We start from the raw sequence: 23,714 nt of genomic DNA on the forward strand, positions 1-23,714 counted from the left end.
CATTATTATCATATTAACATTTAATACACTAAATCAGCCGCTTTCGCGCGTTGTTCTGGGGTCGCTTGAATGCTATCTAAAATCGCACTCAACGGTTTTGGTCTTTCGCCCGGAACTACAACCGTAGCTTGCTCACCCATCATGCCATAATGACGGTGATGATGATTACTCGCTTTACCAGCCATTAAACCTAGAATAAATATTAGCACAGCACCACCAATCACTTTCCAACGACGGCGACCATGACAGCCGCCTTGCTCATGGCAGTTACCATGATGATGACGTCCCATCCAAGGTCCGCGTCCACCCCGTCCCCAACCGCAACGACCTTGAGGAGCCTCAGTATTCGCTTGCGCATCATTAGGTGCGGTATTTTCCGTATTGGTTTGAGCCGTACTCGTGTTAGTGTTTTCTGTTGTAGTGTTTTTTTCGTTAGGTTTATTTAAGTCAGTCATGTTCATACTCCAATATTAATTTTTAGTGTGTTAATCGATTTGCATCGAGCGCCAATCGTTCTCGGCATGGGTGTAGTATGAAAGTTTGCCTTTGCTGGAATGTGGTGAGTATGTAAAGAAATGTAAAGTTAGGCGCTAGCGCTCTATTGCATGATGGTTATTGGCGGATGCTGTTAGGCTCGGTATGGTGTACACTTTTCCCGTCACATTATGACTAAAAAAAGGGGTTTATTTATGCCTTATTATGTGTACCGAATCACTCAACCAACCCCCATTATGAAAAGCCTAGCACTCCAATCAATTTTTGAAACCTATCCTGATGCACGTCAGGCCGTGCGTGGACTACGTATGAATGCAGCCGTTGATGATAGTGCCACTTATAAACTGGTGCATGCAGCTAGCGAATTAGAAGCGGAAACCTTACTGCAAACTCCGCGCGAAAAGCCCGTGCTAATGGAGTGGGAGAAATAAAACTCATGAACCATTTTCCCGCTTTTTTAAATTTACAGGGGCATCAGTGCCTTGTGGTCGGGGGTGGCCCCGTTGCCGAGCGTAAGATCACTACCTTATTGCGTTACGGGGCTAAGGTACACATTATTTCCCCCCAACTCACGCCTAACCTAGCCACCTTACTCACCGAGCAATCGCAAGCGCTGTGTTTAACGCATCAAGCCAAATACTTTGAGGATAGCGATTTATACGGCTGGTTTTTAGTGCTGGCGGCAACGAATCAGTTTGAAGTGAATCGTCATATTGCCGAATTGGCGATGGCACGCAATATCTTGGTTAATGTAGCCGATAATCCAGAAGCTTCCAGCTTTATTATGCCCGCCATAGTGGATCGTTCTCCGGTTACGATTGCCGTCTCTACCGGAGGTGCCTCTCCCGTATTAGCGCGGCAATTAAAAATGAAACTAGAAACCCTCATTCCTTCTAGTTGTGGACAATTGGCAGCGATTACTGAGGAATATCGCGACAAAGTTAAACAGCATTTTGCTACCCCAGAAGAGCGCAAACAATTTTGGGAGCAGGCGCTAAAAGGTGTGGTCGCCGAACTAGTCTACGCGGGGCAACTCACCCAAGCACGGGCGCAATTAGATCAAATGCTAGCCACACCTAGCACTAAACCCGATCTAGGTGAGGTATACCTAGTGGGTGCAGGGCCGGGGGATCCTGATTTACTCACATTCCGTGCATTACGCCTCATGCAGCAAGCCGATGTGGTGATTTATGACCGCTTAGTAGCCAAGTCGATTTTAGCCATGACTAATCCAGAGGCTAAACGTATTTATGTCGGTAAAGAAAAAGCCAACCATGCTGTAGGTCAGGACGGGATTAATGATTTACTGGTGCAAGAAGCCAAAGCGGGGCGACGTGTCCTACGTTTAAAAGGTGGTGATCCCTTTATTTTCGGACGCGGTGGGGAAGAAATTGAAACCCTCGCAGAGCATGGCATTCCCTTTCAGGTCGTCCCCGGTATTACCGCCGCCTCCGGTTGTGCCTCTTATGCGGGTATTCCTTTAACCCATAGGGATTATGCCCAATCCTGTACCTTTGCCACCGGGCACTTAAAAAATGGCAGCATTGATTTGGATTGGGACAAACTCGCCCAGCCTAAACAAACGGTGGTGTTTTATATGGGCTTAACGGGTATTGAAGTGATTAGTCGTGAATTGATTCAGCATGGTATGCCTGCTGATATGCCTGCCGCTTTAATCGAACAAGGCACTACACGCAATCAGCGGGTTCATATTGGCACCCTAGCCACTTTGCCTCAATTAGTACAAGAGCGGGATGTGCATGCTCCTACCTTAACTATTGTCGGTGAGGTAGTACGTCTACATGACAAACTCCATTGGTATCAACCGGAGCGCCATGTCACCGCGAGTGAATTTAGCCGCAATACCGCACGGGAATAAGTTGATGAATGAAGTACGCCTGAGTGTTGAGCAAGCTTTTAAACAGCATGATTTAATCCAAGGCCTCAGTGAGGGCAGTAGTTGCTCCGAGGCTGAGCCTTTTGCTCTACAGGTACTCGATGATAGTATGGAGCCGGAATTTAATACGGGTTGCATTATTATTATTGATCCTAGCGGTCATGCTAAAGAAGGCGCTTTTGTGTTTGCCAAAGATAATCAGGGTGAATATATCTTTCGGCGCTTACGCAGGATGAATAATGAATACTTTCTAGAGCCGCTTAATCCAGTCTATGAGACGCTTAAAATAAGCGGACTAAACCAAATTTCAGGCGTGATTACCCAACGAGCAGGTAAACGACGCTCCTATCACAAATGGTATGACTAATGATCAAACTCTACGGCATTGCAAATTGCGACACCATGAAAAAAGTCCGCCAATGGCTGACTGATCATGGTGTTGACTACGAATTTCACGATTATAAAAAACAAGGGGTGAACCCGGTACTGCTGCGTGAATGGGTAGCAGAATTAGGTTGGGAAGCACTGATTAATCGCAAAGGGACGACTTGGCGCAAATTACCAGACAATACACGCGAGCAAATGGATGAGACCCTAGCTATTGCCGTGATGGAAGATCAACCCAGTATTATTAAGCGCCCATTGTTAGATAACGGTAAGGAGCGGGTATTAGGTTTTGATGTGGAACGTTACCAACGCTTATTTTTGCATTAAACTACGCCGCCTCATTAACTAGCGAATGATCACTATGTCTGCCACCTTAGAACTGACTCAACAGCTCATTGCCCAGCCCTCCGTTACCCCGAATGATGCGACTTGCCAACAGATACTCGCCGAGCGCCTACACTCAGTAGGCTTTCAAGCCGAGCACCTACGCTTTCAGGACGTGGATAATCTGTGGTTACGCCGTGGTGAGGAGCGCCCCCTCTTTTGTTTTGCTGGGCATACCGATGTGGTTCCTACCGGCCCTTTAACTGAATGGAATAGCGAGCCTTTCAAACCTGAAATTCGGGATGGCCTACTCTATGGACGCGGTGCAGCGGATATGAAGGGTAGTATAGCTGCTTTCACTATCGCCGCAGAACGCTTTGTACAAGACTATCCTCACCATAAAGGCTCGATTGCCCTGCTATTGACTAGCGATGAAGAAGGGCCTTCGATTAATGGCACGGTTAAAGTCGTGGAAACACTCGAAGCTCGCCAAGAAAAAATCGATTGGTGCCTAGTGGGTGAACCCTCTAGTAATGAACGTTTAGGCGATACCATTAAAAATGGGCGGCGGGGTTCACTGTCTGGCTATTTAGTCGTAAAAGGTAAACAAGGGCATGTCGCCTATCCACAACGCGCTATTAATCCACTCCATAAACTCGCCCCCGCGATGGCTGCGTTAGTCGCTAAAACCTGGGATCAAGGCAATGCCTTCTTTCCGCCTACGACCTTTCAAATATCGAATTTACAATCCGGCACGGGGGCTAATAATGTGATTCCGGGTAAGGCGGAGGTATGGTTTAACTTTCGCTTTTCTACTGAAGTCACTGCTGACTATTTAAAACAAACCGTAGAGACACTACTCACTCACTATGGTTTAGAGTATGAACTGACTTGGACGCTATCGGGTCAGCCTTTCTTGACCGCTACAGGTGATCTAGTGAGCGCTACTCAAGCAGCCATTCGCGAGCATTGTGCTCTTGAAACCGAGTTATCCACTTCCGGTGGAACCTCCGATGGTCGCTTTATTGCCCCAACGGGAGCGCAAGTACTAGAACTAGGCCCTATCAATAAGACCATTCATCAAATCGATGAGTGTGTACCCGTACAAGATTTAGAAACACTGACCCAACTGTATTACACTATTCTCAAACGGCTATTAGCCTAATTAATCATTAATCCTATCCACTCTCTAGCTAGAGTCACTCCATTACGGTATCGGTTTGGATACTCTAGTTAGTCATTGACTCACTTACTTCAATGTTTTGCGCGGACGGCCTCGTTTACGTTTATAGACCTCTCCCTCTTGTAACTCAGCCGTTGCCCAATCTAATAAGGTCGTATGTAAATGGTCGGCTACCTCATGGAGTCGATCTTTAAGCGCGATACGATAGGATTCTTCACGTTTACGCGTAATATTAAGCGCCTCACGTAACTCCTCTAATTCTCTTTGATAATGCTCCTCGACCTCTTGTAATTGCTGGCGTAAATCGGCAATTTTCTCCTCTAAATGATCACGTAACTGCCGTTTTTCCTCTGCCGCTTGAGCACGTACCTCAGACAAAGAGGCTGAAGTTGCACCCTTAGGCCGACCACGCCGCCGTAATGGGATATTTAGACTAGGATAGTAATCAGTATTATTACCATCAACCCGCATTTGCTCAGACTGTCTCATTTTTTCAAACCACTCTACTTATTAGAATACTTCCACCTTGGAAATTCCCTCTTAACGAATAAATACTATACAAATTAAAAACCATTGTAAAATATCTTAAGTATTTCAAACCTTAATTATTGAGTGAAATTTACACCATTAATAGGTATTAATTATAGATAGTATCGATAGACGAAGCCCTACAACTCTTGAAAAAACTTAATCATCTAGCAATCTTTTTTCAAAATAATCATTTATATTGCTATAAAAAACTTTTCAGGCAGAAGACTAAATAATAAACTATGCAAAACTTCAGCAAAAATGAAGTAACTTTTTACAAGTGACCGTCACATTATTTTTTCAAATAACGTTTTAAATAAAAAATATTTATAATCAGTTAGTTATAATAGTGCTTATTAAATATTCTAATCAATAGGTTAAGCAAAACTTAACACAAAATTAATATAGCTATAATTCATCAAAAACAGCTTAATTTTCAACTAGTTTATGTGGTTTTATTCACCTAAAATTCAGTATTAGTGATCAATGACTCGCATTTAAGTCACATCGCGTCACATAAACAGAATTGTTAGGCAATTAAGATCCTTTTCAGCCAGTTAAAGTTAAGCTGCTCTTGGCATGGGCGTTGTCTGTCTAACGAGAGTATGAGAAGGTTAGCACCTTATTGATAAGGGGTTGTGATGGGTTAATCCGCCCGATCAATGGATCTAAGACGACTTATCCTAGGTCGATTTATAATGGAGAATAATATTGCCGCTCTCATCCTTGCGTTACTTAGCCTTGAGCTTAGCGATTAGCCCAGCGCTTACCTTGGCTGCGACTCCTGATAATTGGAAGGTGTGCCCACCTACGCCACGCGCTAATACTATTCCCAAACCCAGTCAGCTTGATCCCGAAGCCACTTACGTGGAAGCCGATAGTGCGCTTCTGCAAGAGCAAGGCGATTCCGTGCTAGAGGGCGATGTTATTATTGCTCAAACCAAACAAGCCCTACGCGCAGGCAGAGCCACCTATAACAAGCAAACTCAGCAAGTGAATGCTAGTGGTAAAGTACGCCTCGAAAGTGAAAAACTCGAAATCAATAGTGAGCGTATTAATTACAATCTAGGCACCGAGGCAGGGGAAATTTTTGATGTTTATTATCGTTTCCCTAGCTCCGATGCGCGGGGTCGTGGCGCTAAAATGATTCGTGAAGGTGAGCGTCTCACGCAACTCAACGCTGCTTCCTATACCACTTGCCCACCCCAAAATGAAAGCTGGCGCATTGAAGCCGATCAGATTGAACTGCATCATCAAGAAAATCGTGGGGTTGCACGTAAGGTCAAATTTAAAATTAAAGATATACCAGTTTTTTATTTCCCTTATTTTTCTTTTCCTTTGGAAAATAAGCGTAAATCCGGTTTTTTAGTCCCTGAATTTAAAAGTGATGATAACTCAGGGTTACAAATCAGCTTTCCCTATTACTTTAACTTAGCGCCTAATTATGATTTAACAGTGGCTCCCGCCGTATTAAGTCAACGTGGCTTATTAGTTAAAAATGAATTTCGCTACTTACAACCTCAGTATAAAGGCAAGTTTATTTTTAACTTTCTGCCTAGTGATCGTAAATATGAGGATAAGTTACGCTATCAGTTTGATATTGATCATAGTATGCAATTCGATCAAGGCAAAAAAGGCTCTCTGACCCTAAAAGCAGGCGGTGTCTCGGATAATGATTATATTGATGATTTTGGCGGCTCACTAGCGGCTACTAGCACAGTCAATCTTGAGCGTAAATTGACTTATAACTTAAACGGTAGGAATTGGTCATTCAATGCGGTAGCACAAGATTTCCAAATTTTAACTACCGATACAGATGCTTACACTCGCTTGCCGCAATTCACCTTTAACTTTACACCCAAGCAAAAACCTTTGGGTTTTCAGCTACAAACCGCTACCGATTACACTTATTTTTATAGTAAAAACCAACCTAAAACCCAACGCTTTCATACCAAAATAAAAGCGACTAAACCTATTGAAAAAGAATGGGGGTTTATTCGTCCGAGTATTAGTCTAGATCATACTAGTTATGCTATTGATCGCGATGATAAAAGTAATATTAGCCGTACACTACCGACTCTTAGTTTAGATAGTGGTTTAATTTTTGAAAAACGCCGGGCGGATAATATTATTCAGACCTTAGAGCCTCGTTTATTTTATACTTATACCCCCTATAAAAATCAGGCTGATATTCCTATTTTTGATACCTCAGAAAAAACCTTAACTTATGATGAGCTATTTACTGAAAATCGTTTTACGGGGAAAGATCGTATTAATGATGCCAATCGTTTAGCAACTTCACTGACTACCCGCTTTCAAGATACTAAAACCGGGCGTGAAAAATTACGGGCGAGTATTGGACAAATTACTTATTTTGATGATCGTCGAGTCACACTACCCGATCAAGACGCTCAAACGGGTAAACGCTCTGAAGTAGTCACAGAGTTATCCGGTGAATTAAATGCGCGGACGCGTGTGACGAGTAGTGTGTTTTATGATACCAAGACAGGCTCGCTGACTGCCTCCCAAGCCGAGCTGAACTATAAAGACCCGCGCGGGCGTTTATTGAATCTGACTTATGGCAAGCGCAAGGATAATTATGAGGCACTAGGCTTCACCACCCTGACGCCCATTAATAATCGCTGGAAGGCGGCAACAGGTTGGGATTATGACCTTAAAAATCAGCGTACCTTAGAAACGGTAGGCGGTGTACAATACGAAAGCTGTTGCTGGAAAACGCGCATCGCTGCCCATCGGTACTTACAAAGCGACTCTACCGACTATGACCAAGCTATTTTTCTAGAATTTGAGCTAAAAGGTCTAGGGAATTTTGGCAGCAGCGCACGAACCCTATTACAAAATCGTGTTACTGGCTTTGAGTAACCCTATATCACTTTGTCGTAAAGTATTGGTGAGTATTTAGGCTTTCGAGTACTTTATTATTAATCGCAACTCTAATTTTTTTGCGCCTTGAGTGCCCATTAAAACATTAGGAACTGTTATGAGTGTACGTCCGCGTATTGCCCTCACCTGTGGTGAACCTGCTGGTATTGGTCCAGATATTATTGCAACCCTAGCTAGTCGTATGACTTGGCCTGCCGATATGGTGGTAATTGGTGATCCTGATGTACTCGCTTCTCGTGCTAAGCGCTTAGGGCTTAATTTGCGTCTGCGCCCTTATCAACCCCATGAAGCTGTACGCCCCTGTCGAGCTGGCGAAATTTTTATTGATGCTGTGGATTGTCCGGCTCCCGTGATTGCTGGGCAGTTGAATGTGCAAAATGCTAAAGCCGTGTTACAAACTTTAGACCGTGCCACTCAGGGTTGTTTAAAGGGTGAATTCGCTGCCATGGTAACCGCCCCCCTCCATAAGGGGATTATTAATGATGCGGGTATCCCCTTTACGGGGCATACTGAATACCTTGCCGAATTAACTCGCGCCCCACTGCCGGTGATGTTATTGCTAGCAGGACGTTTACGGGTCGCTTTAGCCACCACGCATTTACCCCTTAAAGCCGTGAGTGAAGCCATTACTTATCAGGGCTTACAACAAGTCATTACTATTTTGGCTCATGATTTAGAGCGCCGCTTTGGCATTCCCAATCCCCGTATTTTGGTGTGTGGCCTGAATCCCCATGCGGGCGAAGGCGGACATTTGGGTCGGGAAGAGATTGATACCATTATTCCGGTGATTCGTGATCTGCAGCAGCAAGGTTTTAATGTAACAGGCCCTCTACCTGCGGATACCTTATTCACTCCACGTCATTTAGAAACTACTGATGCGGTATTAGCCATGTTTCATGATCAGGGTTTGCCGGTATTGAAATATGCTGGATTTGGGCAAGCGGTGAATATCACTTTAGGTTTGCCCATTATTCGTACCTCGGTTGATCATGGTACAGCATTAGATCTCGCTGGTACGGGTATGGCTGATACAGGAAGTATGTCAACCGCTATACAATTAGCCTTAGAGATTACGCAGCGGCAGGTAATGGCGCTATAATACCCAGAAATTAAAAGGGGCATCACTTGCAGATGCCCCAACCGCTAGGAGGATATGTGAAACCCACTGTGTTCAGCAGACTTCCTCTATTCCCCTCATCAATGCTATGACAGCTTCCTAAACCAAAAATTCCCTATTAAAATTAGAATTTTATAATATACTACTTAAGATACCGATTTTAGTCCTATTAAGCAATACCGTATACCCTTAAAATTACTCGGATTTTCCCACGATATTCCTAATCATTGCCCTTAGTTAGTGTATTTGAGATTAGGTTAACTTCTATCTTTTATGTCAGAATAACGCGCCTTAAATGAAAGCAAGCTGAAATTTGACATTCCTCAATGGTGAATATTTCAATAATTTTTATGATGACCCATAATGACTGATTATCTCCTCATTTTAGTTAGCACCGTGTGGGTGAATAACTTTGTGCTCTCCCAATTTCTGGGATTGTGTCCCTTTATGGGGGTATCACGCCGCCTTGATACTGCTATGGGTATGGGGTTAGCCACGACCTTTGTACTGACTCTCGCCTCTACCCTGAGTTATATGGTAAGTACTTATTTACTAGCGCCTTTTGGCTTAGACTACTTACGTACTATTAGCTTTATTTTAGTCATTGCCGCCATAGTAGGTTTCACCGAAATGGCCATTCGTAAAACCAGTCCTGTACTGCATAATGTGCTAGGTATCTATCTCCCATTGATTACCACCAACTGCGCAGTATTAGGTGTTTCGCTACTCAATGTACAAAAGCAACATAGCTTTATTGAGTCTGCACTATATGGAATGGGAGCCGCGTTAGGTTTTACCTTAGTGATGATTTTATTTGCCGGTATCCGTGAGCGTATTGCGGTCAGCGATGTACCTGAAGTCTTTCGAGGTAATGCGATTGGTTTAATTACAGCAGGTCTTATGGCCTTAGCCTTTATGGGCTTTTCAGGATTAGTTAAAACTTAATATGATCAGTGCGATTATTATTATCGGGAGCTTAGCCGCTATCTTAGGCTCCTTATTGGGTTATGCTGCGCTTAAATTTAAGGTCGAAGGCGATCCACTCGCGGATAAAATCGATAAGCTCTTACCCCAAACCCAATGCGGTCAATGTACCTTTCCGGGCTGTCGTCCCTATGCGGAGGCTATTGCGAAAGGCGAGGCGGATATTAATCAATGCCCCCCCGGCGGCGAAGATACGATGCAAGCACTCGCTGAATTATTAGGGGTAGAGCCTAAGCCTTTGGGTGAGGAACATGCCTCTAAACCGATCCCCCTCGTTGCCGTGATTGATGAGAACATTTGTATTGGTTGTACTTTGTGTATTAAAGCCTGCCCCGTGGATGCCATTGTAGGCACCTCTAAACTCATGCATACCGTTATTGAGAGTGAATGTACTGGCTGCAAACTGTGTTTACCGCCCTGCCCCGTGGACTGTATTAGTATGGAGCCTCAAACTATTGCCCCCGATACTTGGAAATGGCCTTATCCGGTCTATGAGCTACACCCTACGACGCCCACTCTCCCCGTGGAGCAAACCACATGAGCATCTGGGCTTTACCCGCCGGTTTGAAGCTTGCCGATTATCATAAAACCGCTTCTAGTCAGCACACGACTCAAACCCTCATTCCACAACAGGGGGAGCGCTTCATTATTCCCCTACAACAACATACGGGTACTAAACCCCATCTAGAGGTCGTAGTCGGTCAATATGTTTATAAGGGGCAGATACTGGCTAGACCTCAAGATAAAATCAGTGCTGCCATCCATGCCAGTACCTCCGGGGTTATTCTTGCCATTGAGCCACATACGATTGCCCATACGTCGGGCTTACCGGATTTATGTGTCGTCATTGAGGCCGATGGTTTAGAGGACTGGGGTAATAGTCGTTTTCCTAGCTTAGATTATTCGCATACTGATTTAGCGACTTTAGTCACGCGAGTACGTGACTGTGGTGTAGTAGGTTTAGGGGGGGCAGTCTTTCCAACCGATATCAAACTCAATGTCCCACAACCCATACCTACCCTCATTCTCAATGGGGCTGAATGCGAGCCTTATATTACCTGCGATGATCGCCTCATGCAGGAACATGCGGATGAGATTGTGGCAGGTGCTAAAATCATCATGCACATGCTACAAGCACAAGTGTGCAAAATTGGCATTGAAGATAATAAGCCTGCCGCTATTGCAGTCATGCAACAGGCGGTAGAAACCGCTCAACTACCTTCTATTGAAGTGGTGACGATTCCCACTATCTATCCCTCTGGTGCTAAAAAACAACTTACCTATATTCTAACCGGCAAAGAAGTACCGAGTGGTGGGCGCGGGGGTGATGCCGGTGCATTATGCGTCAATGTAGGTACTGCCCGTGCGGTCTATCAAGCAGTGGTAAAAGGCGAACCATTAATTAGTCGCTATGTGACGATTTCTGGGGATGCGATTAAGCAAGCGGGTAATTTTGACGTACCTTTCGGCCTCCCCATACAGCGCCTCGTGGATGCCGCTCAGGGCGCTACTGTAACCAATCCCGTACTCAGTATGGGTGGCTCAATGATGCCCCTGCCCTTACACTCTTCTACTACGCCTGTAGTCAAGGCAACAAATTGTGTATTAGTTCGCACGCCGCCTAAGCCCGAAACCATCATGCCCTGTATTCGTTGTGGACATTGTGCCGAGGTATGTCCGGTGAATTTACTCCCACAACAACTCTATTGGCATGCCCGCGCTAAAGATCTAGAGCAAACCGAGCGCTATCACCTCTTTGACTGTATTGAATGTGGCTGTTGTAGCTATGTATGCCCCAGCCATATTCCACTGGTGGACTATTACCGTTTTGCCAAAGCGGAAATTAAAACCCAACGCGAAACCCGTCAAAAAGCCGAGATAGCTAGAAGTCGTCATGAATTCCGCCAAGAACGCTTAGAACGCGCTCAGCGAGAAAAGGCAGAAAAACTCACCAAACATAAAACCACCCTACAAGACTCCGCCGCACAGACTTCCAGTACATCCCCCGAAATGGATGCTAAAAAAGCGGCGATTCAAGCTGCATTAGAACGCGCCAAAGCTAAAAAAGCGCAACAAGCGGCTACCGAAACCAGTCCCATCCCAGAGAATAAGGCATGAATCCAAACTACACCGTTGCTCAAGTAATGCAGCTCGTCTTATTAGCCCTGATTCCGGGCATTGCTCTGATGCTGTGGTTTTTTGGCTGGGGCGTATTGACTAATTTACTCATTGCCTGCCTATTAGCCGTCGCATTGGAATCTTTGCTTTTATATCTACGCAAGCGCCCGATTAAGCCCTTTTTATCCGATTATAGTGCTGTATTAACCGCCTGCTTATTAGCCCTAGCTTTACCTCCCTATGCGCCGTGGTGGGTCATTGCCGTGGGTATAGTCATGGCTATTATTATTGCCAAGCACTTATACGGTGGTTTGGGCTATAACGCTTTTAATCCCGCTATGGTCGGTTATGCTGCCCTTTTAGTCTCCTTCCCACTCGAAATGACGGTCTGGCCTGTGGCTAGTGGTGGTTTTGGGGTATTAGATTTTCATAGTACCCTGCTGCAAGTATTTGGCTCTGGTTTTAGCGGCTGGGATGCGTATACACATGCAACAGCGCTAGATAGTATGAAAACCGGGCTGAGTCTGCACCAAACGCCGAGCCAACTGTTACAAACTCAAAGCATGGGGCTATTAGGCGGTCAAGGCTGGGAATGGATAAACCTTGCCTATTTAATAGGAGGGGGTTGGTTGCTCTATAAGCGGATTATTACGTGGCATATTCCAGTGGCTATGCTGCTGGGTTTAAGCCTATTCGCGAGCCTATTTTGGTTATATAGCCCTGATAACTACCCCACCCCTATCTTTCATTTATTCAGCGGTGCCACCATGTTAGGGGCTTTTTTTATTGCCACCGATCCGGTCACTGCCAGCACTACCCCGGTGGGTAAGCTGGTCTTTGGTTTTAGTATTGGTGCCTTGCTCTATATCATTCGTACTTGGGGCGGCTATCCTGATGCGGTGGCCTTTGCGGTGATTGTAATGAATATGGCAGTTCCTTTGCTTGATACTTACACCCAACCTCGTATCTATGGGCAAAGGCGCGGTCTATGAAACTACCTAACCTTGTACTGCCTGTTTGGCTACAACACAGTGCCTTAGCACAATCTACGGTTTTTTTAACCGGATTTGCGCTGATTGGGGTGATTACCCTAGCCTTAGCCAATCATTTGACTAAAGAGCGGATTGCTGAAAATGAACAGCACACCTTGCTACAACGCTTTAGCACGATTATTGATCCTGCCCTATACAATAATCCCTTACTGTCTGATCGCATTATGGTGCCTGCACCTGAATTAGGTAGTGCCGATCCGGTAATCATTTACCGAGCACGACACGATCAAACACCCGTCGCCGCCCTTTTTGTAGTAACCGCTCCTGATGGTTATAGTGGGCGTATTCAGCTCGCCATAGGTGTAGATGCTAAGCAAAATCTATTGGGTGTTCGGGTACTCAAACACAAAGAAACACCGGGGCTTGGCGATAAAATCGAGGTAGAGCGCAGCAATTGGATTTTAGGGTTTAATCAAAAATCACTTAGTAATCCCACACTGGAGCACTGGAAAGTCCGCAAAGATGGGGGGGATTTTGATCAATTCACTGGCGCTACGATTACGCCTCGCGCCATTGTGGGCAGTGTGCGCCGAGTATTGGAGTGGTCAAGTACTCACTTTGAAGAATTATTCAAACGCCCCAGCGAACCGATCACAGGTAAACATTCATGAGCAATACTGACACGACTATTTATCGCAAAATCATTAAGGATGGCCTGTGGCATAATAATCCGGGTCTGGTGCAATTATTAGGCTTATGCCCCTTAATGGCAGTGACTACTAATTTTATTAATGGCTTTGGTTTGGGTATTGCGACACTAGTCGCTCTAGTCGCCTCGAATGTGGCGATTGCCATAGTACGCCATTGGATTCGTCCTGAAATTCGTATTCCGGTGTTTGTTTTGATTATTGCTGCGAATGTGACGCTGATTGAGTTACTCATGAATGCTTATTTTCATGAGCTTTATAATGTGCTGGGTCTGTTTATTGCGCTTATTGTCACGAACTGTATTGTGATTGGACGGGCTGAAATCTTTGCCTCGAAAAATACCCCACTACATACCTTGCTCGATAGCACCATGATGGGCTTAGGCTTTATGTTGGTCTTATGTGTATTAGGTGGATTGCGTGAATTAATTGCCCAAGGCACCTTATTCTCTCAAGCGCATTTGATGTTTGGCGAGAGTGCTAAAGCATTAACCTTAACCCTTGGCGCTAACTATCATGGTATGTTATTAGCCGCCCTTCCGCCGGGGGCTTTTATTGGACTGGGTTTTTTAGTAGCACTCAAAAATGGGATTGATACGTACTTAAAACAACGCTCTAAAACGACTCCTCTCAAAACGGCTCCTTTAACGACAGGAGAAGTAGCGTGAATGCGGCTCAACGTGCAGAGATGTTTCGTCGCTGGCAATTAGCCGATCCAGAGCCAAGTACTGAGCTGGAATATCTCTCACCGTTTGAATTACTTATAGCGGTCATTTTATCCGCACAGGCGACCGATAAAAGTGTGAATAAGGCCACAAAACCCTTATTTGCCATTGCTAATACCCCGGAAAAAATACTCGCTTTAGGCGTGGATGGGTTGAAAGACTATATCAGAACCATTGGTCTTTATAATAATAAGGCGGCTAATATTATAGCGACTTGCCAGCAACTGATTGAACATCATCACTCCCAAGTCCCTTCTGACCGCGCAGCCTTAGAAGCCCTCCCCGGTGTGGGACGCAAAACCGCTAATGTGATCTTAAATACCGCCTTTGGACAGCCGACTATGGCAGTAGACACACATATTTTTCGAGTATCCAATCGTACTGGGCTGGCACCGGGTAAAACAGTGTTGGCAGTAGAAAAAGCATTATTAAATAATATTCCGCCCGAATACTTGCTCCACGCCCATCACTGGCTGATTTTACACGGGCGTTATGTGTGTACCGCTCGCAAACCTCATTGTCCCACGTGTATAGTGGCTGATCTATGTGATTTCAAAGAGAAAACCGTATAATGCTGAGTTCTGATCGTACAACCTTGCGTCAGTTTTATAGTCAAACGTGGTCTAAAGCCCAACAAGGGCAAACGCTCAATGCCTTGGAGACACAAATTGCCCAAGTGATTAGTGAGCATCCCGAATATCACGCTTGGCTCAGTGAGCGGCATCTAGATACGGACTTTGCTCCTGAATGGGGACAAACCAATCCCTTTTTACATATGGGATTACATTTAGGCTTACGGGAGCAACTCGCAACTGATCGCCCAGCGGGAATTCACGCCTTGTATCAACAATTATTAGTACACTATGCTCCCCATGCCTTAGAGCATCAGATGATGGAGTGCTTAGCGGAAAGCTTATGGCAAGCACAACGTAATCAGCAATCCCCTGATGAGGCAGCCTATTTAGCGTGTCTAGAACAACTGAGGAAATTATGACAACAACACAAGTAATATACGGGCTGTTCACTGCTGTCGTATTAAGCAGCACTGTCTTCTTAAGTGGCTGCGGTGCGGCACCGGCTAGTAATAGCTATACCACGGCCCAAGCTGGCAAATTACAAGACGTCAAATTTGGTGAAATTATTAGTGTGCGCAAAATTATGATTGAGCAAAACAGCTCCCAAAATGGACAACAAGCGGGTGGCTTAATCGGTGGCTCAGCGGCTAAAGGTATCCTGCCCGGAGAAGGCACAAGCATGGTCGGCAGTGTTACTGGCGCGGTCGTGGGTGGTGCGGTAGGTACTATTATTGATCGTACCGTCAAAGCTCAACCCGGCCTTGAAATCACCTTAAAATTTGACGATGGTAAAGCAGCCGTCATTGTGCAATTGGATGATAATGAATTTAAAGCCGGTCAAAAGGTTAAGGTGGTCACTAGCGATGGTGTATCACGCGTTGCCCCCTTATAACCTAGCATGAGGTATCATCCGATACCTCCATCCTCACCTAGGAGTATTTGCCATGACTCAGCCCATTGCATTGAATAGCGCATTACATCAAACCATGCAAACGTGGCGGCGGGATATTCATCAGCATCCTGAAACGGCTTATGAAGAATTTCGTACTAGCGAAAAAGTGGCTCAACAACTCAAAGCCTTAGGCTTAGAGGTACACGAGCACATAGGGGGGACGGGAATCGTTGCTATTCTGCAAGGCTCTCAAGGTACGGGGCGACATATTGGCTTACGCGCGGATATGGATGCTTTGCCCCTCACTGAACTCAATACCTTTGCACATAAATCGTGTCATGAGGGCAAAATGCACGGCTGCGGTCATGACGGGCATACCACCATGTTATTAGGTGCGGCTACCTACTTAGCAGAACATAATGATTTTAAAGGGACTGTCTATTTTATTTTTCAGCCGGCGGAAGAAGGTTTTGCGGGTGCGAAACGCATGATTGAGGAAGGCTTATTCACCCGCTTCCCGATTGAGGAAGTGTATGGTATGCATAACTGGCCCGACTTACCTGCTGGACAGTTTGCCATTCACGCTGGTGCGGTGATGGCCTCGACCGACTCCTTTTATATCACTATCACCGGCAAAGGCGGACATGCGGCTATGCCTGATGGGGTAGTCGATCCTATTGTGGTGGCGGGGCAACTAATTCTCGCTATGCAGACGGTGGTATCCCGTAATCTTAGTCCGCTGCACAATGGTGTCGTCAGTATTACGCAAATTCATGGGGGTAGTGCGATTAATATTATTCCCGAAGATGTCAAACTTTGCGGCACTATTCGCACTCTTGCTGAGCAACAACGCACCCTAATCAAAGAGCGTCTTGCCCACATTGTCACCCAAACGGCTCAGACTTTTGGTGCTCAAGCAGATTTAACCATTAAATCACTCTACCCTGTGACTCAAAATACTGAGCAGGAAGCTGAATATTGTTATGAGGCGGCTAAAAGTTTGGTAGGCGATAGCAATACCTTATGGAATCCCTTGCCGAGTATGGCAGCCGAGGATTTTTCTTTTATGCTACAACAGCGTCCAGGTGCCTATATTTGGATTGGCAATGGTGGAACAACTCATACTAGACCCTTGCATAATCCTTACTATGATTTTAATGATGCCATACTGCCCCTTGGGGCTAGCTTTTGGGTGCGATTAGTTCAGGAGCGTTGTACCTGAAAACAGAATAGGAATATTCACTATGCGTATTCGGCTGAGAACTCAATGGAATAATCAAGAACGGGATATATCGCTAGAAGATACCGTCAGTGTATTAGCCTTTAATAGCTGGCGTATTGGTATGCAGTCTCTATTGGAAATTGAGAATGAAAATTTCCAAGTTGATACCCAAATGCAGCGTATCGCCGTCTTAGAAGAAATGATGGCGTTTTTAATCCACTTATTAGATCGTATTGCTTATAATAGTGTAATGGCTAGTGATCGTGAGGCATTAATTTCTGCATTTGCCCTGAAACTTGCCGATCATGTACATAATAATGCACAAGATTTTGCAGCAGGCGACCATCGTAATGATTTTATTAATAAGCTCAATACACGTTTAGCAGATTACTCCGAAACCACTTGGGCTACTATCGCACAAGAACCCGGTTTTTCTATGGGTTTAGCTTTTGGCAATCACATTGCTAATGCACTTGGCTCTAGAGATAATAAATGGGCTTTAGATTATATCCAGCAAGTATTAATGCCAGAAATGGTTAAGTTATTTAAGCAAGTACTAACTCGCATCGGTTTTATTAATAACTCAGTAAAGAGTTAGTCATGCTAAATCCTGCCCTTTTTGACTAGCTAGATAAGTCCAGCTCTCTCGCTCTATTTTCCAATAGGACTATAACGGTAAAATTGAATCATCGCTTGCGTCAGCAAAAACATAGCAATGGCACTAAGGATATGCCATAGATAATGCCATCCCAATACATAACCCTCATTTAGCAAAGTTACTTGGCATAGTGGCTGATCTAAAACATTAAATACTAATCCCCACGCTAGTAAAGCACTGGCTCCTGCTAACCAACGAGTCGCGGGATGATTGCGCTGGTATAATAGACGTGTCATTACCAATAATAGGATTAATGGAAACAAACCTAAGGCACTTGGCGGTAAGCAATAACCTAATTTACACGGCAAGATAGTCATTAAACTACCCAACAAACTTAGCCCTAGCGTAATAATTAATGCCGCTCTGTGTTGCAGGCGTAAAAAACGCGTCAATGCTAAATAAGTATATAGCGCACTAAAAGTTAGTAAAAATAAGAATAATAAGCCCTTATCCATGCGCTTATCTTGAGTATGTACCCCAAAATCCGCCATCCCTATTAAAATAATAAGTAGGGCTAAAACATACTGAACAACAGGGCGCTGATAAGATAAGCCTTGGGTACGAACTAAGATCCATAACCAAATACCTACAATAAACCATAACCCCGTAGTAACCACGTTCAGTGGTTCAGCCCATGTAGAAATATCGCTACCCCGCTCACAATAAGCAAAGAGGTATTGCAGCCCATCCATAGCCATCCTCATCTAATGATTAAGGCTACGGATTATAGCGGATCTGCTTAAAATTAATCCAACTGTGCGTTTATCTTACTGGATAAGAATAGCAACAGCCGCCTATTTTTTCGCCGTTCATTTTGCCACTGACTCTAAAGGAGACACGGCGTTTAGCTAAGGAACTGCGACACTGACCACTATACTTAATCGTCAAATTCACTTGATCCTTACCACGCGAGCCTTTGACCACGGTCACAGCCGCCACATTTTTAGCGCCATGCTCTTGATTTTTATAAGTAATGGGTACATTAACTGCGTAATCATTACCTTGATATAAATTAATAGACTTGGGTAAAATTTCAGCTTTCCAGAAAGGTGCAGTATTACCACAGACTAATACCCAGCTTCCTGAGGGTTTAGGAGCGGGCGCACGCGAGACGACTTCTTTTTCTTTAGCCTTAGCCTCTGGCTTTTGCTCTACTTTGGCTACGGCTGTCTTTTCAGTCTTATTAGATGTTTTAGTAGTCGTTTTGGCTTTATCAGCGGCAATATAACGCTGGTTTACCCAACCTACTTTATTTTGGTACTTAATTTCTGCCCAGACTGTCTTACCTACTTGCGCAGTTTTACCAGTAGCACTGACCTCAGTGGCATTAGTTGGGAGTTTATAAAGCACTTTGCCACTCATGCCCGGCTGTTGGCGCACATTTAAAGTATCACCAGTGGCTACCCCAACAATTTTATAAGTATCCGCCACAACAGATCCTAATCCCAACATACTGACTAATAAGCCCACTATCATCCGACGTTTTGACATGTAAGACACTCCTGTTTAATTTAAAAAGCTGAATCACTATGGATATCAGATAGTTCAAAAAAGGTTTGTGTCTTAAGTTATAGTGGATTTTTGACTAAATTGCTGTACAAGCTTGAAGCATATCACGGGGAGTGAGGAGAAATAGCTCCATCTAGATTCTACGAAATAGCGTTAATCAATAGATGGAGCCTTATGGAGAAGATAAAAGGAGACTAGTATTAAGACTTTTTAACCTTATCTACTGCATCTTTAGCAGCATCAGCGACTTGTTCCGCTTTTTTCTGTGCGGTTTCTGCAAACTCGCCGACTTCTTTTTTCGCATCCTCATAGACATCGGCTGCCTTAGCACTTAATTTTTCAGCCTCTTCTTTAATATCATCATACGCTTCACTGGCTTTAACTTTGGCTTCTTCATATGTTTCAGTGGCTTTCACCTTCGCTTCTTCATATGTTTCAGTCGCTTTCTCTTTCGCTTCTTCGTATGTTTCAGTGGCTTCTTGCTTAAACTCACCGAAATTTTGGCTGGCACGTTCGCTTAAGTCTTGAGTAGCCGTAGCTGACTCTGCTTTGGAAGCAGTATTCATACCGAGTACTTTATATAAAGCACAAAAGCCAAATAAACCGGTCGCCACCACAATAACACCAATCAAGGTGAGCCAAAAACTAGCATTCCACAAGCCCAGTACGGCTAATACGCCACCCACTGCAATACGAATATTGCGATCTTGTCTACCTACATTAAGCTCTAAAGCCATAGTTATCACTCCTTAGTATAATGGTAATCCAATAGATTGAGTTTAATCTTAGTCTGTATCGCGAATTAGTATAACAAATCCCTAGCTAATGCTAGGAATTAATTAGCACTGAACCTAGGGTACGTTAAGTGGGCAGTGGAGTCGATAAAACTCGTTCTAGCTCAGCCATCCCGGTAGGTAAATCTAATTTCACCCCAGAGGCACGCATACTAGAACCCAACGCATGTAGGGTACGGAATAAATTATGGGCGCGACTCTGCTCTCCCATCTGCCCAATGCGCAGAATATTCAAGCCAAACGCACCGGAAATTTCCACCTTATGCACTTGCGACATATAGTTACGTACATTATCTGCCGCAGCGTGCTCAGGTACGACAATACCAATCACGGAGTTTAAGCGATGGGGTTCTGCAATCAATAGCTCTAAACCCATGCCTTCAATACCTGCTTGTAAGGCGCGTGAACAACGTAAATGACGTCCAAAACGCTTAGTTAAGGTCTCTTCACACACCAAACGCAAAGCCTCATGCAACGCTAAAATACCCGATACTGGCGCGGTATAATGGTAGGAGCTTTGATTCCAAAAGCGATCGGCAAGTTGAGCATCTAAACACCAATGAAAGAGTAACTCTTGGCGATTAGCAATTTTTTTATTCCAAGCCTGCTCGGAAAAAGCGAGTAAGGATACCCCCGGAATGGATGACAGACCTTTTTGCCCGCCAGTAATAATCGCATCAATCCCCCAATTATCCATTTCCAAGGGCATGGTGCTGAGTGTACAGACCGCATCGACAATCACGAGGCAACCATAACGTTTACCTAGTTGAGCGACTTCGGCTAAATGCTTATTGTGTACCGTGTTGGAAGTTTCACCTTGTACTAGGGTAATCGCATCAAAATGCCCCGTTTGTAATACTCGCTCGACCTCGGCAACATCCACGCCCTCATTAGGACGGGTTTCTAAAATCACCGCCTCACCCCGTACTCGGCGCGTTAACTCGGCTAAGCGTTGGCTAAAATAGCCATTACAAATACACAATACCCGCTCATTGGGGCGAATTAAATTGGCAATTGCCATTTCCATCGCGGCAGATCCAGGGCCTGCCACACCTAGAACGTGTGAGGAGGAGGTTTGGAATACATAGCGCCCCATGTCTTTCACTTGGCGAATGACTTTACTCATCGTTTCGCCTAAATGATTAATTACAATAGAGTTTGCTGCCGCCACTTTTTGCGGGAGTGGAACAGGGCCAGCCCCCATCATCAAGAGTGGTTCTTCGGGTAGGATATGCTCTAGCGATACAATGCTAGGAATCGCAATAGACTGGTTCATCGTTTTAAGTGGCTCATTCAACAACTACAGAAACTCGCCGCAGCGAGGACAGATAAAGCGCTGGTAGTGCTTGGGTTAAAAAGTAAAGCTTATGGTGTGATCACCTGCTTAACCGCCCAGTAAACAGGCATTAAGGGATCAAATACCGTTAAACTACCTTGGCTAAGAGATAGAGCCTCTGGCACAGGCAATGGTTCATTATGGCGCTCTAGCACAAGCTGACCTTGATTGATAGGTAAGCCATAAAACCGTGCTCCATTATAGGAGGTAAAGCGCTCTAGCTGGTTTAACGCATTATTATTTTCAAATACTTGGGTGACAATACTTAAGGTATTCGCCACATTAAAAATCCCCGCACATCCGCAAGCACTTAATTTGGCCTGATCTAAATGGGGTGCGGAATCCGTACCGAGGAAAAAGCGAGCATCTCCTGAGGTTGCCGCCTCTACGAGGGCTAAACGATGAATTTCACGTTTAGCAACCGGCAAACAATAATAATGCGGCTTAATCCCTCCGACTAACATCGCATTACGATTAATTACCAAATGATGCGGTGTGAGCGTGGCGGCGGTGTATTGCGCACACGATTTCACATAGTCCACTCCATCTTTAGTCGTTAAATGCTCAAATACGACTTTGAGTTTAGGAAAACGAACACGCAGTGGTTGCAGCTTTTTCTCAATAAATACAGCTTCTCGATCAAAAATATCGACCTCAGGATCGACTACCTCGCCATGTACCAGCAAAGGCATACCAATCGCTTCCATGACCTCTAGTACCGGATACACCGCTTCAATATTTTTCACCCCAGCGGCTGAGTTTGTGGTCGCACCAGCGGGATAAAGCTTCACAGCCGTGACAACACCACTCAAAAACCCCTGTTTCACATCTTCAGGGTCGGTCTGTTCGGTGAGGTATAAGGTCATTAAGGGTTGAAAATGGCTATTAGCGGGTAAGGCGGCAGCAATTTCTTGGCGATAAACCAGCGCATCAGCGGTTTTGACTACAGGTGGTTGAAGGTTAGGCATCACAATCGCTCGCCCAAAATGCCGAGCGCTAAACGGCAATACCGCGTTTAAGAGTGCTCCGCTGCGTAAATGCACATGCCAATCATCAGGAAGAGTAATGGTGAGGGTTTTTGCTGTCATTGCTGCCTATCCGTTCCAACAAGGCCAAAGATTCTAGCAGAACTAGGCACAAAATAATGTAATCCTTTTGGTGCTATGCACAAAATTAGCGTTAGGCTTTATTTATAACCAACGTTTCCAATGCAAAATTAATAATACTCCAATCGTTATTCCCATCATACCCGCTAATACTTCAAAAAAACCAAAATGGGCACCTGACCCCGGAATATGCTCGAAGTTCATGCCATAAATACCCGCTAATAAATTTAAGGGTAGAAAAATAACGGAGGCAATAGTGAGCACGCGAATAACTTCATTAGTGCGTTGATTGGTGGCGGAGAAATAAATTTGTACTAAATTTTCTAAATCATTTTGCAGTGTTTCGGTATCACGACTGACACGGGTAAAATGTTCTAAAGCATCTCTTAAACGCACTTCAATACGCATATCTAACTGTAAAGCCGTTTCATCTAAAAAGGCATCCAGCGCTTCTTCTTGTGGCTCCACTGTTCCCATACGAAAATGGCGTAGTTGACTACTCGCCTGTAATAGCGAAGGCCAATCATTAAAACGTGAATCGGGATCGAGTAATTGTTTTTGCCAATGTTCTAATTGCTGAGCAAAAGGTACGCGTATACTGAGATATTGATCAGTGAACCACCCCAACAGCGAACCTAAAATACCAATCGTTGATAATGGGGTGCGCAGAGGTAATCCTCGCAACCATTTTGTTCGCAGCAGATGGCAATCGGTTTTTAGGGAGGTGTGTACACTCACTAATACGTTGCTGCTAATAAAGAAAACAACGGGCGAAGATTCGGCCTGAAAACTGCCTAGGTGTAAGGTGGTATGGGTTAAGGCACGAAAGACCAGCATCTCATAATCGTGAGTGGCATCATAAAAAGGAGGATGGTGAGCATTATGTGCATCTTTTATATGCTGCTCATAGAGTGGAAAGCCTAGTAGCTGCTCAACCGTTTTTTCCCACTCGGTATCAGGTGGGTAAATATCTACCCATAGAATACCCTCGGTTTGAATGGCTTGTTCAAGGCTCAGTGCTTGGGCACGCAAGGTATTAGGATCAAAATAGATAATATCCATCGGTATACCCTTACTCTTTATTCGATGGGCGCTAGCCTTTTTTTTAATAGCTACCAATAAAAAAGCCTCTGTATAACTTAATATAACAGAGGCTTGAAATGGTGGGCCCAGTAGGACTTGAACCTACGACCAAGGGATTATGAGTCCCCTGCTCTAACCAACTGAGCTATAGGCCCTATAGAGACTTAACTGTTCCAAC

The 23,714-nt window shown here is 44.7% G+C and carries 26 protein-coding genes and 1 tRNA gene; 18 read left to right on the forward strand and 9 right to left on the reverse strand.

The window, feature by feature from the left end; all coding sequences use genetic code 11:
• Positions 1 to 20 precede the first annotated feature (20 nt).
• Entirely contained in the window at positions 21 to 455 is a 435-nt protein-coding gene (locus tag A3IK_RS0107055; protein WP_020559274.1) for a hypothetical protein, read from the reverse strand.
• A 234-nt stretch (positions 456 to 689) separates the two neighbouring features.
• Between A3IK_RS0107055 and A3IK_RS0107060 the strand changes: the two genes are divergently transcribed.
• Genes A3IK_RS0107060 through dapE form a run of 5 tightly spaced genes read left to right on the forward strand, consistent with a single transcriptional unit; the run spans position 690 to position 4,268 of the window.
• Complete coding sequence (locus A3IK_RS0107060) at positions 690 to 926, forward strand: hypothetical protein (RefSeq protein WP_020559275.1); 237 nt, start codon at positions 690 to 692, stop codon at positions 924 to 926.
• Positions 927 to 931: 5 nt separating this feature from the next.
• Entirely contained in the window at positions 932 to 2,374 is a 1,443-nt protein-coding gene (gene cysG / locus A3IK_RS0107065) for a siroheme synthase CysG (RefSeq protein ID WP_020559276.1), read from the forward strand.
• Between the two features lie 4 nt (positions 2,375 to 2,378).
• Positions 2,379 to 2,759, forward strand: a complete 381-nt coding sequence (locus tag A3IK_RS0107070; RefSeq protein ID WP_020559277.1) for a S24 family peptidase — start codon at positions 2,379 to 2,381, stop codon at positions 2,757 to 2,759.
• On the forward strand, positions 2,759 to 3,106 hold the full coding sequence (locus A3IK_RS0107075) for an ArsC family reductase (RefSeq protein ID WP_020559278.1): 348 nt from the start codon (positions 2,759 to 2,761) through the stop codon (positions 3,104 to 3,106). Before A3IK_RS0107070 ends, A3IK_RS0107075 begins: the two co-directional genes overlap by 1 nt.
• 34 nt (positions 3,107 to 3,140) lie before the next feature.
• Positions 3,141 to 4,268 carry a succinyl-diaminopimelate desuccinylase gene (gene dapE, locus A3IK_RS0107080; protein WP_020559279.1) on the forward strand — a complete coding sequence of 376 codons (1,128 nt, stop codon included), beginning with the start codon at positions 3,141 to 3,143 and terminating at the stop codon, positions 4,266 to 4,268.
• Between the two features lie 84 nt (positions 4,269 to 4,352).
• Here the strand turns inward: dapE and A3IK_RS0107085 are convergent, their stop codons facing one another.
• Positions 4,353 to 4,775: a hypothetical protein gene (locus A3IK_RS0107085; protein ID WP_020559280.1), complete on the reverse strand. Its 423-nt coding sequence runs from the start codon at positions 4,773 to 4,775 to the stop codon at positions 4,353 to 4,355.
• 750 nt (positions 4,776 to 5,525) lie between these two features.
• On the opposite strand from A3IK_RS0107085, the gene A3IK_RS0107090 reads away from it, so the two are divergent.
• The 13 genes from A3IK_RS0107090 (at position 5,526) to A3IK_RS0107150 (ending at position 17,648) form a co-directional block, all read left to right on the forward strand.
• Entirely contained in the window at positions 5,526 to 7,697 is a 2,172-nt protein-coding gene (locus A3IK_RS0107090) for an LPS-assembly protein LptD (RefSeq protein WP_020559281.1), read from the forward strand.
• Between the two features lie 118 nt (positions 7,698 to 7,815).
• Positions 7,816 to 8,817 carry a 4-hydroxythreonine-4-phosphate dehydrogenase PdxA gene (pdxA, locus tag A3IK_RS0107095; RefSeq protein ID WP_020559282.1) on the forward strand — a complete coding sequence of 334 codons (1,002 nt, stop codon included), beginning with the start codon at positions 7,816 to 7,818 and terminating at the stop codon, positions 8,815 to 8,817.
• A 381-nt stretch (positions 8,818 to 9,198) separates the two neighbouring features.
• Positions 9,199 to 9,780, forward strand: coding sequence for an electron transport complex subunit RsxA (gene rsxA / locus A3IK_RS0107100; RefSeq protein WP_020559283.1), 582 nt, complete (start codon positions 9,199 to 9,201; stop codon positions 9,778 to 9,780).
• Position 9,781: 1 nt separating this feature from the next.
• Positions 9,782 to 10,360, forward strand: a complete 579-nt coding sequence (gene rsxB / locus A3IK_RS0107105; RefSeq protein ID WP_020559284.1) for an electron transport complex subunit RsxB — start codon at positions 9,782 to 9,784, stop codon at positions 10,358 to 10,360.
• Positions 10,357 to 11,937 (forward strand): electron transport complex subunit RsxC, encoded by a 1,581-nt coding sequence (gene rsxC / locus A3IK_RS0107110; RefSeq protein ID WP_020559285.1) that lies wholly within the window; start codon positions 10,357 to 10,359, stop codon positions 11,935 to 11,937. Before rsxB ends, rsxC begins: the two co-directional genes overlap by 4 nt.
• On the forward strand, positions 11,934 to 12,929 hold the full coding sequence (gene rsxD / locus A3IK_RS0107115) for an electron transport complex subunit RsxD (RefSeq protein ID WP_020559286.1): 996 nt from the start codon (positions 11,934 to 11,936) through the stop codon (positions 12,927 to 12,929). Before rsxC ends, rsxD begins: the two co-directional genes overlap by 4 nt.
• Complete coding sequence (gene rsxG / locus A3IK_RS0107120; RefSeq protein WP_020559287.1) at positions 12,926 to 13,600, forward strand: electron transport complex subunit RsxG; 675 nt, start codon at positions 12,926 to 12,928, stop codon at positions 13,598 to 13,600. Before rsxD ends, rsxG begins: the two co-directional genes overlap by 4 nt.
• Complete coding sequence (locus A3IK_RS0107125) at positions 13,597 to 14,304, forward strand: electron transport complex subunit E (RefSeq protein ID WP_020559288.1); 708 nt, start codon at positions 13,597 to 13,599, stop codon at positions 14,302 to 14,304. Before rsxG ends, A3IK_RS0107125 begins: the two co-directional genes overlap by 4 nt.
• The gene (gene nth, locus A3IK_RS0107130) at positions 14,301 to 14,933 is read left to right on the forward strand and encodes an endonuclease III (protein WP_020559289.1); all 633 of its coding nucleotides are present in this window, start codon (positions 14,301 to 14,303) and stop codon (positions 14,931 to 14,933) included. The genes A3IK_RS0107125 and nth overlap by 4 nt, the downstream gene beginning before the upstream one ends.
• Positions 14,933 to 15,355: a DUF1841 family protein gene (locus A3IK_RS0107135; RefSeq protein WP_020559290.1), complete on the forward strand. Its 423-nt coding sequence runs from the start codon at positions 14,933 to 14,935 to the stop codon at positions 15,353 to 15,355. The genes nth and A3IK_RS0107135 overlap by 1 nt, the downstream gene beginning before the upstream one ends.
• Positions 15,352 to 15,828 (forward strand): outer membrane lipoprotein, encoded by a 477-nt coding sequence (locus A3IK_RS0107140; protein ID WP_020559291.1) that lies wholly within the window; start codon positions 15,352 to 15,354, stop codon positions 15,826 to 15,828. The genes A3IK_RS0107135 and A3IK_RS0107140 overlap by 4 nt, the downstream gene beginning before the upstream one ends.
• 52 nt (positions 15,829 to 15,880) lie before the next feature.
• A complete protein-coding gene (locus A3IK_RS0107145) occupies positions 15,881 to 17,050 on the forward strand; it encodes a M20 aminoacylase family protein (RefSeq protein WP_020559292.1) in 1,170 nt (389 codons plus the stop codon).
• Positions 17,051 to 17,072: 22 nt separating this feature from the next.
• Positions 17,073 to 17,648 carry a hypothetical protein gene (locus A3IK_RS0107150; RefSeq protein WP_020559293.1) on the forward strand — a complete coding sequence of 192 codons (576 nt, stop codon included), beginning with the start codon at positions 17,073 to 17,075 and terminating at the stop codon, positions 17,646 to 17,648.
• Positions 17,649 to 17,701: 53 nt separating this feature from the next.
• Here the strand turns inward: A3IK_RS0107150 and A3IK_RS0107155 are convergent, their stop codons facing one another.
• The 7 genes from A3IK_RS0107155 to A3IK_RS0107190 all read right to left on the reverse strand — a co-directional run bounded on the left by A3IK_RS0107155 (position 17,702) and on the right by A3IK_RS0107190 (position 23,691).
• Positions 17,702 to 18,400 (reverse strand): hypothetical protein, encoded by a 699-nt coding sequence (locus A3IK_RS0107155; protein ID WP_020559294.1) that lies wholly within the window; start codon positions 18,398 to 18,400, stop codon positions 17,702 to 17,704.
• 70 nt (positions 18,401 to 18,470) lie between these two features.
• Complete coding sequence (locus tag A3IK_RS0107160) at positions 18,471 to 19,199, reverse strand: SH3 domain-containing protein (protein ID WP_020559295.1); 729 nt, start codon at positions 19,197 to 19,199, stop codon at positions 18,471 to 18,473.
• 218 nt (positions 19,200 to 19,417) lie between these two features.
• A complete protein-coding gene (locus A3IK_RS20765) occupies positions 19,418 to 19,954 on the reverse strand; it encodes a YgaP family membrane protein (protein ID WP_020559296.1) in 537 nt (178 codons plus the stop codon).
• Positions 19,955 to 20,078: 124 nt separating this feature from the next.
• On the reverse strand, positions 20,079 to 21,287 hold the full coding sequence (locus A3IK_RS0107175) for a pyridoxal-phosphate-dependent aminotransferase family protein (protein ID WP_020559297.1): 1,209 nt from the start codon (positions 21,285 to 21,287) through the stop codon (positions 20,079 to 20,081).
• An 89-nt stretch (positions 21,288 to 21,376) separates the two neighbouring features.
• Positions 21,377 to 22,435 carry a dihydroorotase gene (pyrC, locus tag A3IK_RS0107180; RefSeq protein ID WP_020559298.1) on the reverse strand — a complete coding sequence of 353 codons (1,059 nt, stop codon included), beginning with the start codon at positions 22,433 to 22,435 and terminating at the stop codon, positions 21,377 to 21,379.
• Positions 22,436 to 22,537: 102 nt separating this feature from the next.
• On the reverse strand, positions 22,538 to 23,515 hold the full coding sequence (locus A3IK_RS20770) for a magnesium transporter CorA family protein (protein ID WP_026220860.1): 978 nt from the start codon (positions 23,513 to 23,515) through the stop codon (positions 22,538 to 22,540).
• A 99-nt stretch (positions 23,516 to 23,614) separates the two neighbouring features.
• Positions 23,615 to 23,691: transfer RNA gene (locus A3IK_RS0107190), tRNA-Ile, on the reverse strand.
• Between the last annotated feature and the right edge of the window lie 23 nt (positions 23,692 to 23,714).

The sequence above is a fragment of the Thiofilum flexile DSM 14609 genome (assembly GCF_000380185.1).
Classification (GTDB): Bacteria; Pseudomonadota; Gammaproteobacteria; order Thiotrichales; family Thiotrichaceae; genus Thiofilum; species Thiofilum flexile.

Coding starts and splice junctions, on each gene's coding strand:
- A3IK_RS0107055 (WP_020559274.1), bottom strand. CDS start 455: ATGACTGACTTAAATAAACCTAACGAAAAAAACACTACAACAGAAAAC.
- A3IK_RS0107060 (WP_020559275.1), top strand. CDS start 690: ATGCCTTATTATGTGTACCGAATCACTCAACCAACCCCCATTATGAAA.
- cysG (WP_020559276.1), top strand. CDS start 932: ATGAACCATTTTCCCGCTTTTTTAAATTTACAGGGGCATCAGTGCCTT.
- A3IK_RS0107070 (WP_020559277.1), top strand. CDS start 2,379: ATGAATGAAGTACGCCTGAGTGTTGAGCAAGCTTTTAAACAGCATGAT.
- A3IK_RS0107075 (WP_020559278.1), top strand. CDS start 2,759: ATGATCAAACTCTACGGCATTGCAAATTGCGACACCATGAAAAAAGTC.
- dapE (WP_020559279.1), top strand. CDS start 3,141: ATGTCTGCCACCTTAGAACTGACTCAACAGCTCATTGCCCAGCCCTCC.
- A3IK_RS0107085 (WP_020559280.1), bottom strand. CDS start 4,775: ATGAGACAGTCTGAGCAAATGCGGGTTGATGGTAATAATACTGATTAC.
- pdxA (WP_020559282.1), top strand. CDS start 7,816: ATGAGTGTACGTCCGCGTATTGCCCTCACCTGTGGTGAACCTGCTGGT.
- rsxA (WP_020559283.1), top strand. CDS start 9,199: ATGACTGATTATCTCCTCATTTTAGTTAGCACCGTGTGGGTGAATAAC.
- rsxB (WP_020559284.1), top strand. CDS start 9,782: ATGATCAGTGCGATTATTATTATCGGGAGCTTAGCCGCTATCTTAGGC.
- rsxC (WP_020559285.1), top strand. CDS start 10,357: ATGAGCATCTGGGCTTTACCCGCCGGTTTGAAGCTTGCCGATTATCAT.
- rsxD (WP_020559286.1), top strand. CDS start 11,934: ATGAATCCAAACTACACCGTTGCTCAAGTAATGCAGCTCGTCTTATTA.
- rsxG (WP_020559287.1), top strand. CDS start 12,926: ATGAAACTACCTAACCTTGTACTGCCTGTTTGGCTACAACACAGTGCC.
- A3IK_RS0107125 (WP_020559288.1), top strand. CDS start 13,597: ATGAGCAATACTGACACGACTATTTATCGCAAAATCATTAAGGATGGC.
- A3IK_RS0107135 (WP_020559290.1), top strand. CDS start 14,933: ATGCTGAGTTCTGATCGTACAACCTTGCGTCAGTTTTATAGTCAAACG.
- A3IK_RS0107140 (WP_020559291.1), top strand. CDS start 15,352: ATGACAACAACACAAGTAATATACGGGCTGTTCACTGCTGTCGTATTA.
- A3IK_RS0107145 (WP_020559292.1), top strand. CDS start 15,881: ATGACTCAGCCCATTGCATTGAATAGCGCATTACATCAAACCATGCAA.
- A3IK_RS0107150 (WP_020559293.1), top strand. CDS start 17,073: ATGCGTATTCGGCTGAGAACTCAATGGAATAATCAAGAACGGGATATA.
- A3IK_RS0107155 (WP_020559294.1), bottom strand. CDS start 18,400: ATGGATGGGCTGCAATACCTCTTTGCTTATTGTGAGCGGGGTAGCGAT.
- A3IK_RS0107160 (WP_020559295.1), bottom strand. CDS start 19,199: ATGTCAAAACGTCGGATGATAGTGGGCTTATTAGTCAGTATGTTGGGA.
- A3IK_RS20765 (WP_020559296.1), bottom strand. CDS start 19,954: ATGGCTTTAGAGCTTAATGTAGGTAGACAAGATCGCAATATTCGTATT.
- A3IK_RS0107175 (WP_020559297.1), bottom strand. CDS start 21,287: ATGAACCAGTCTATTGCGATTCCTAGCATTGTATCGCTAGAGCATATC.
- pyrC (WP_020559298.1), bottom strand. CDS start 22,435: ATGACAGCAAAAACCCTCACCATTACTCTTCCTGATGATTGGCATGTG.
- A3IK_RS20770 (WP_026220860.1), bottom strand. CDS start 23,515: ATGGATATTATCTATTTTGATCCTAATACCTTGCGTGCCCAAGCACTG.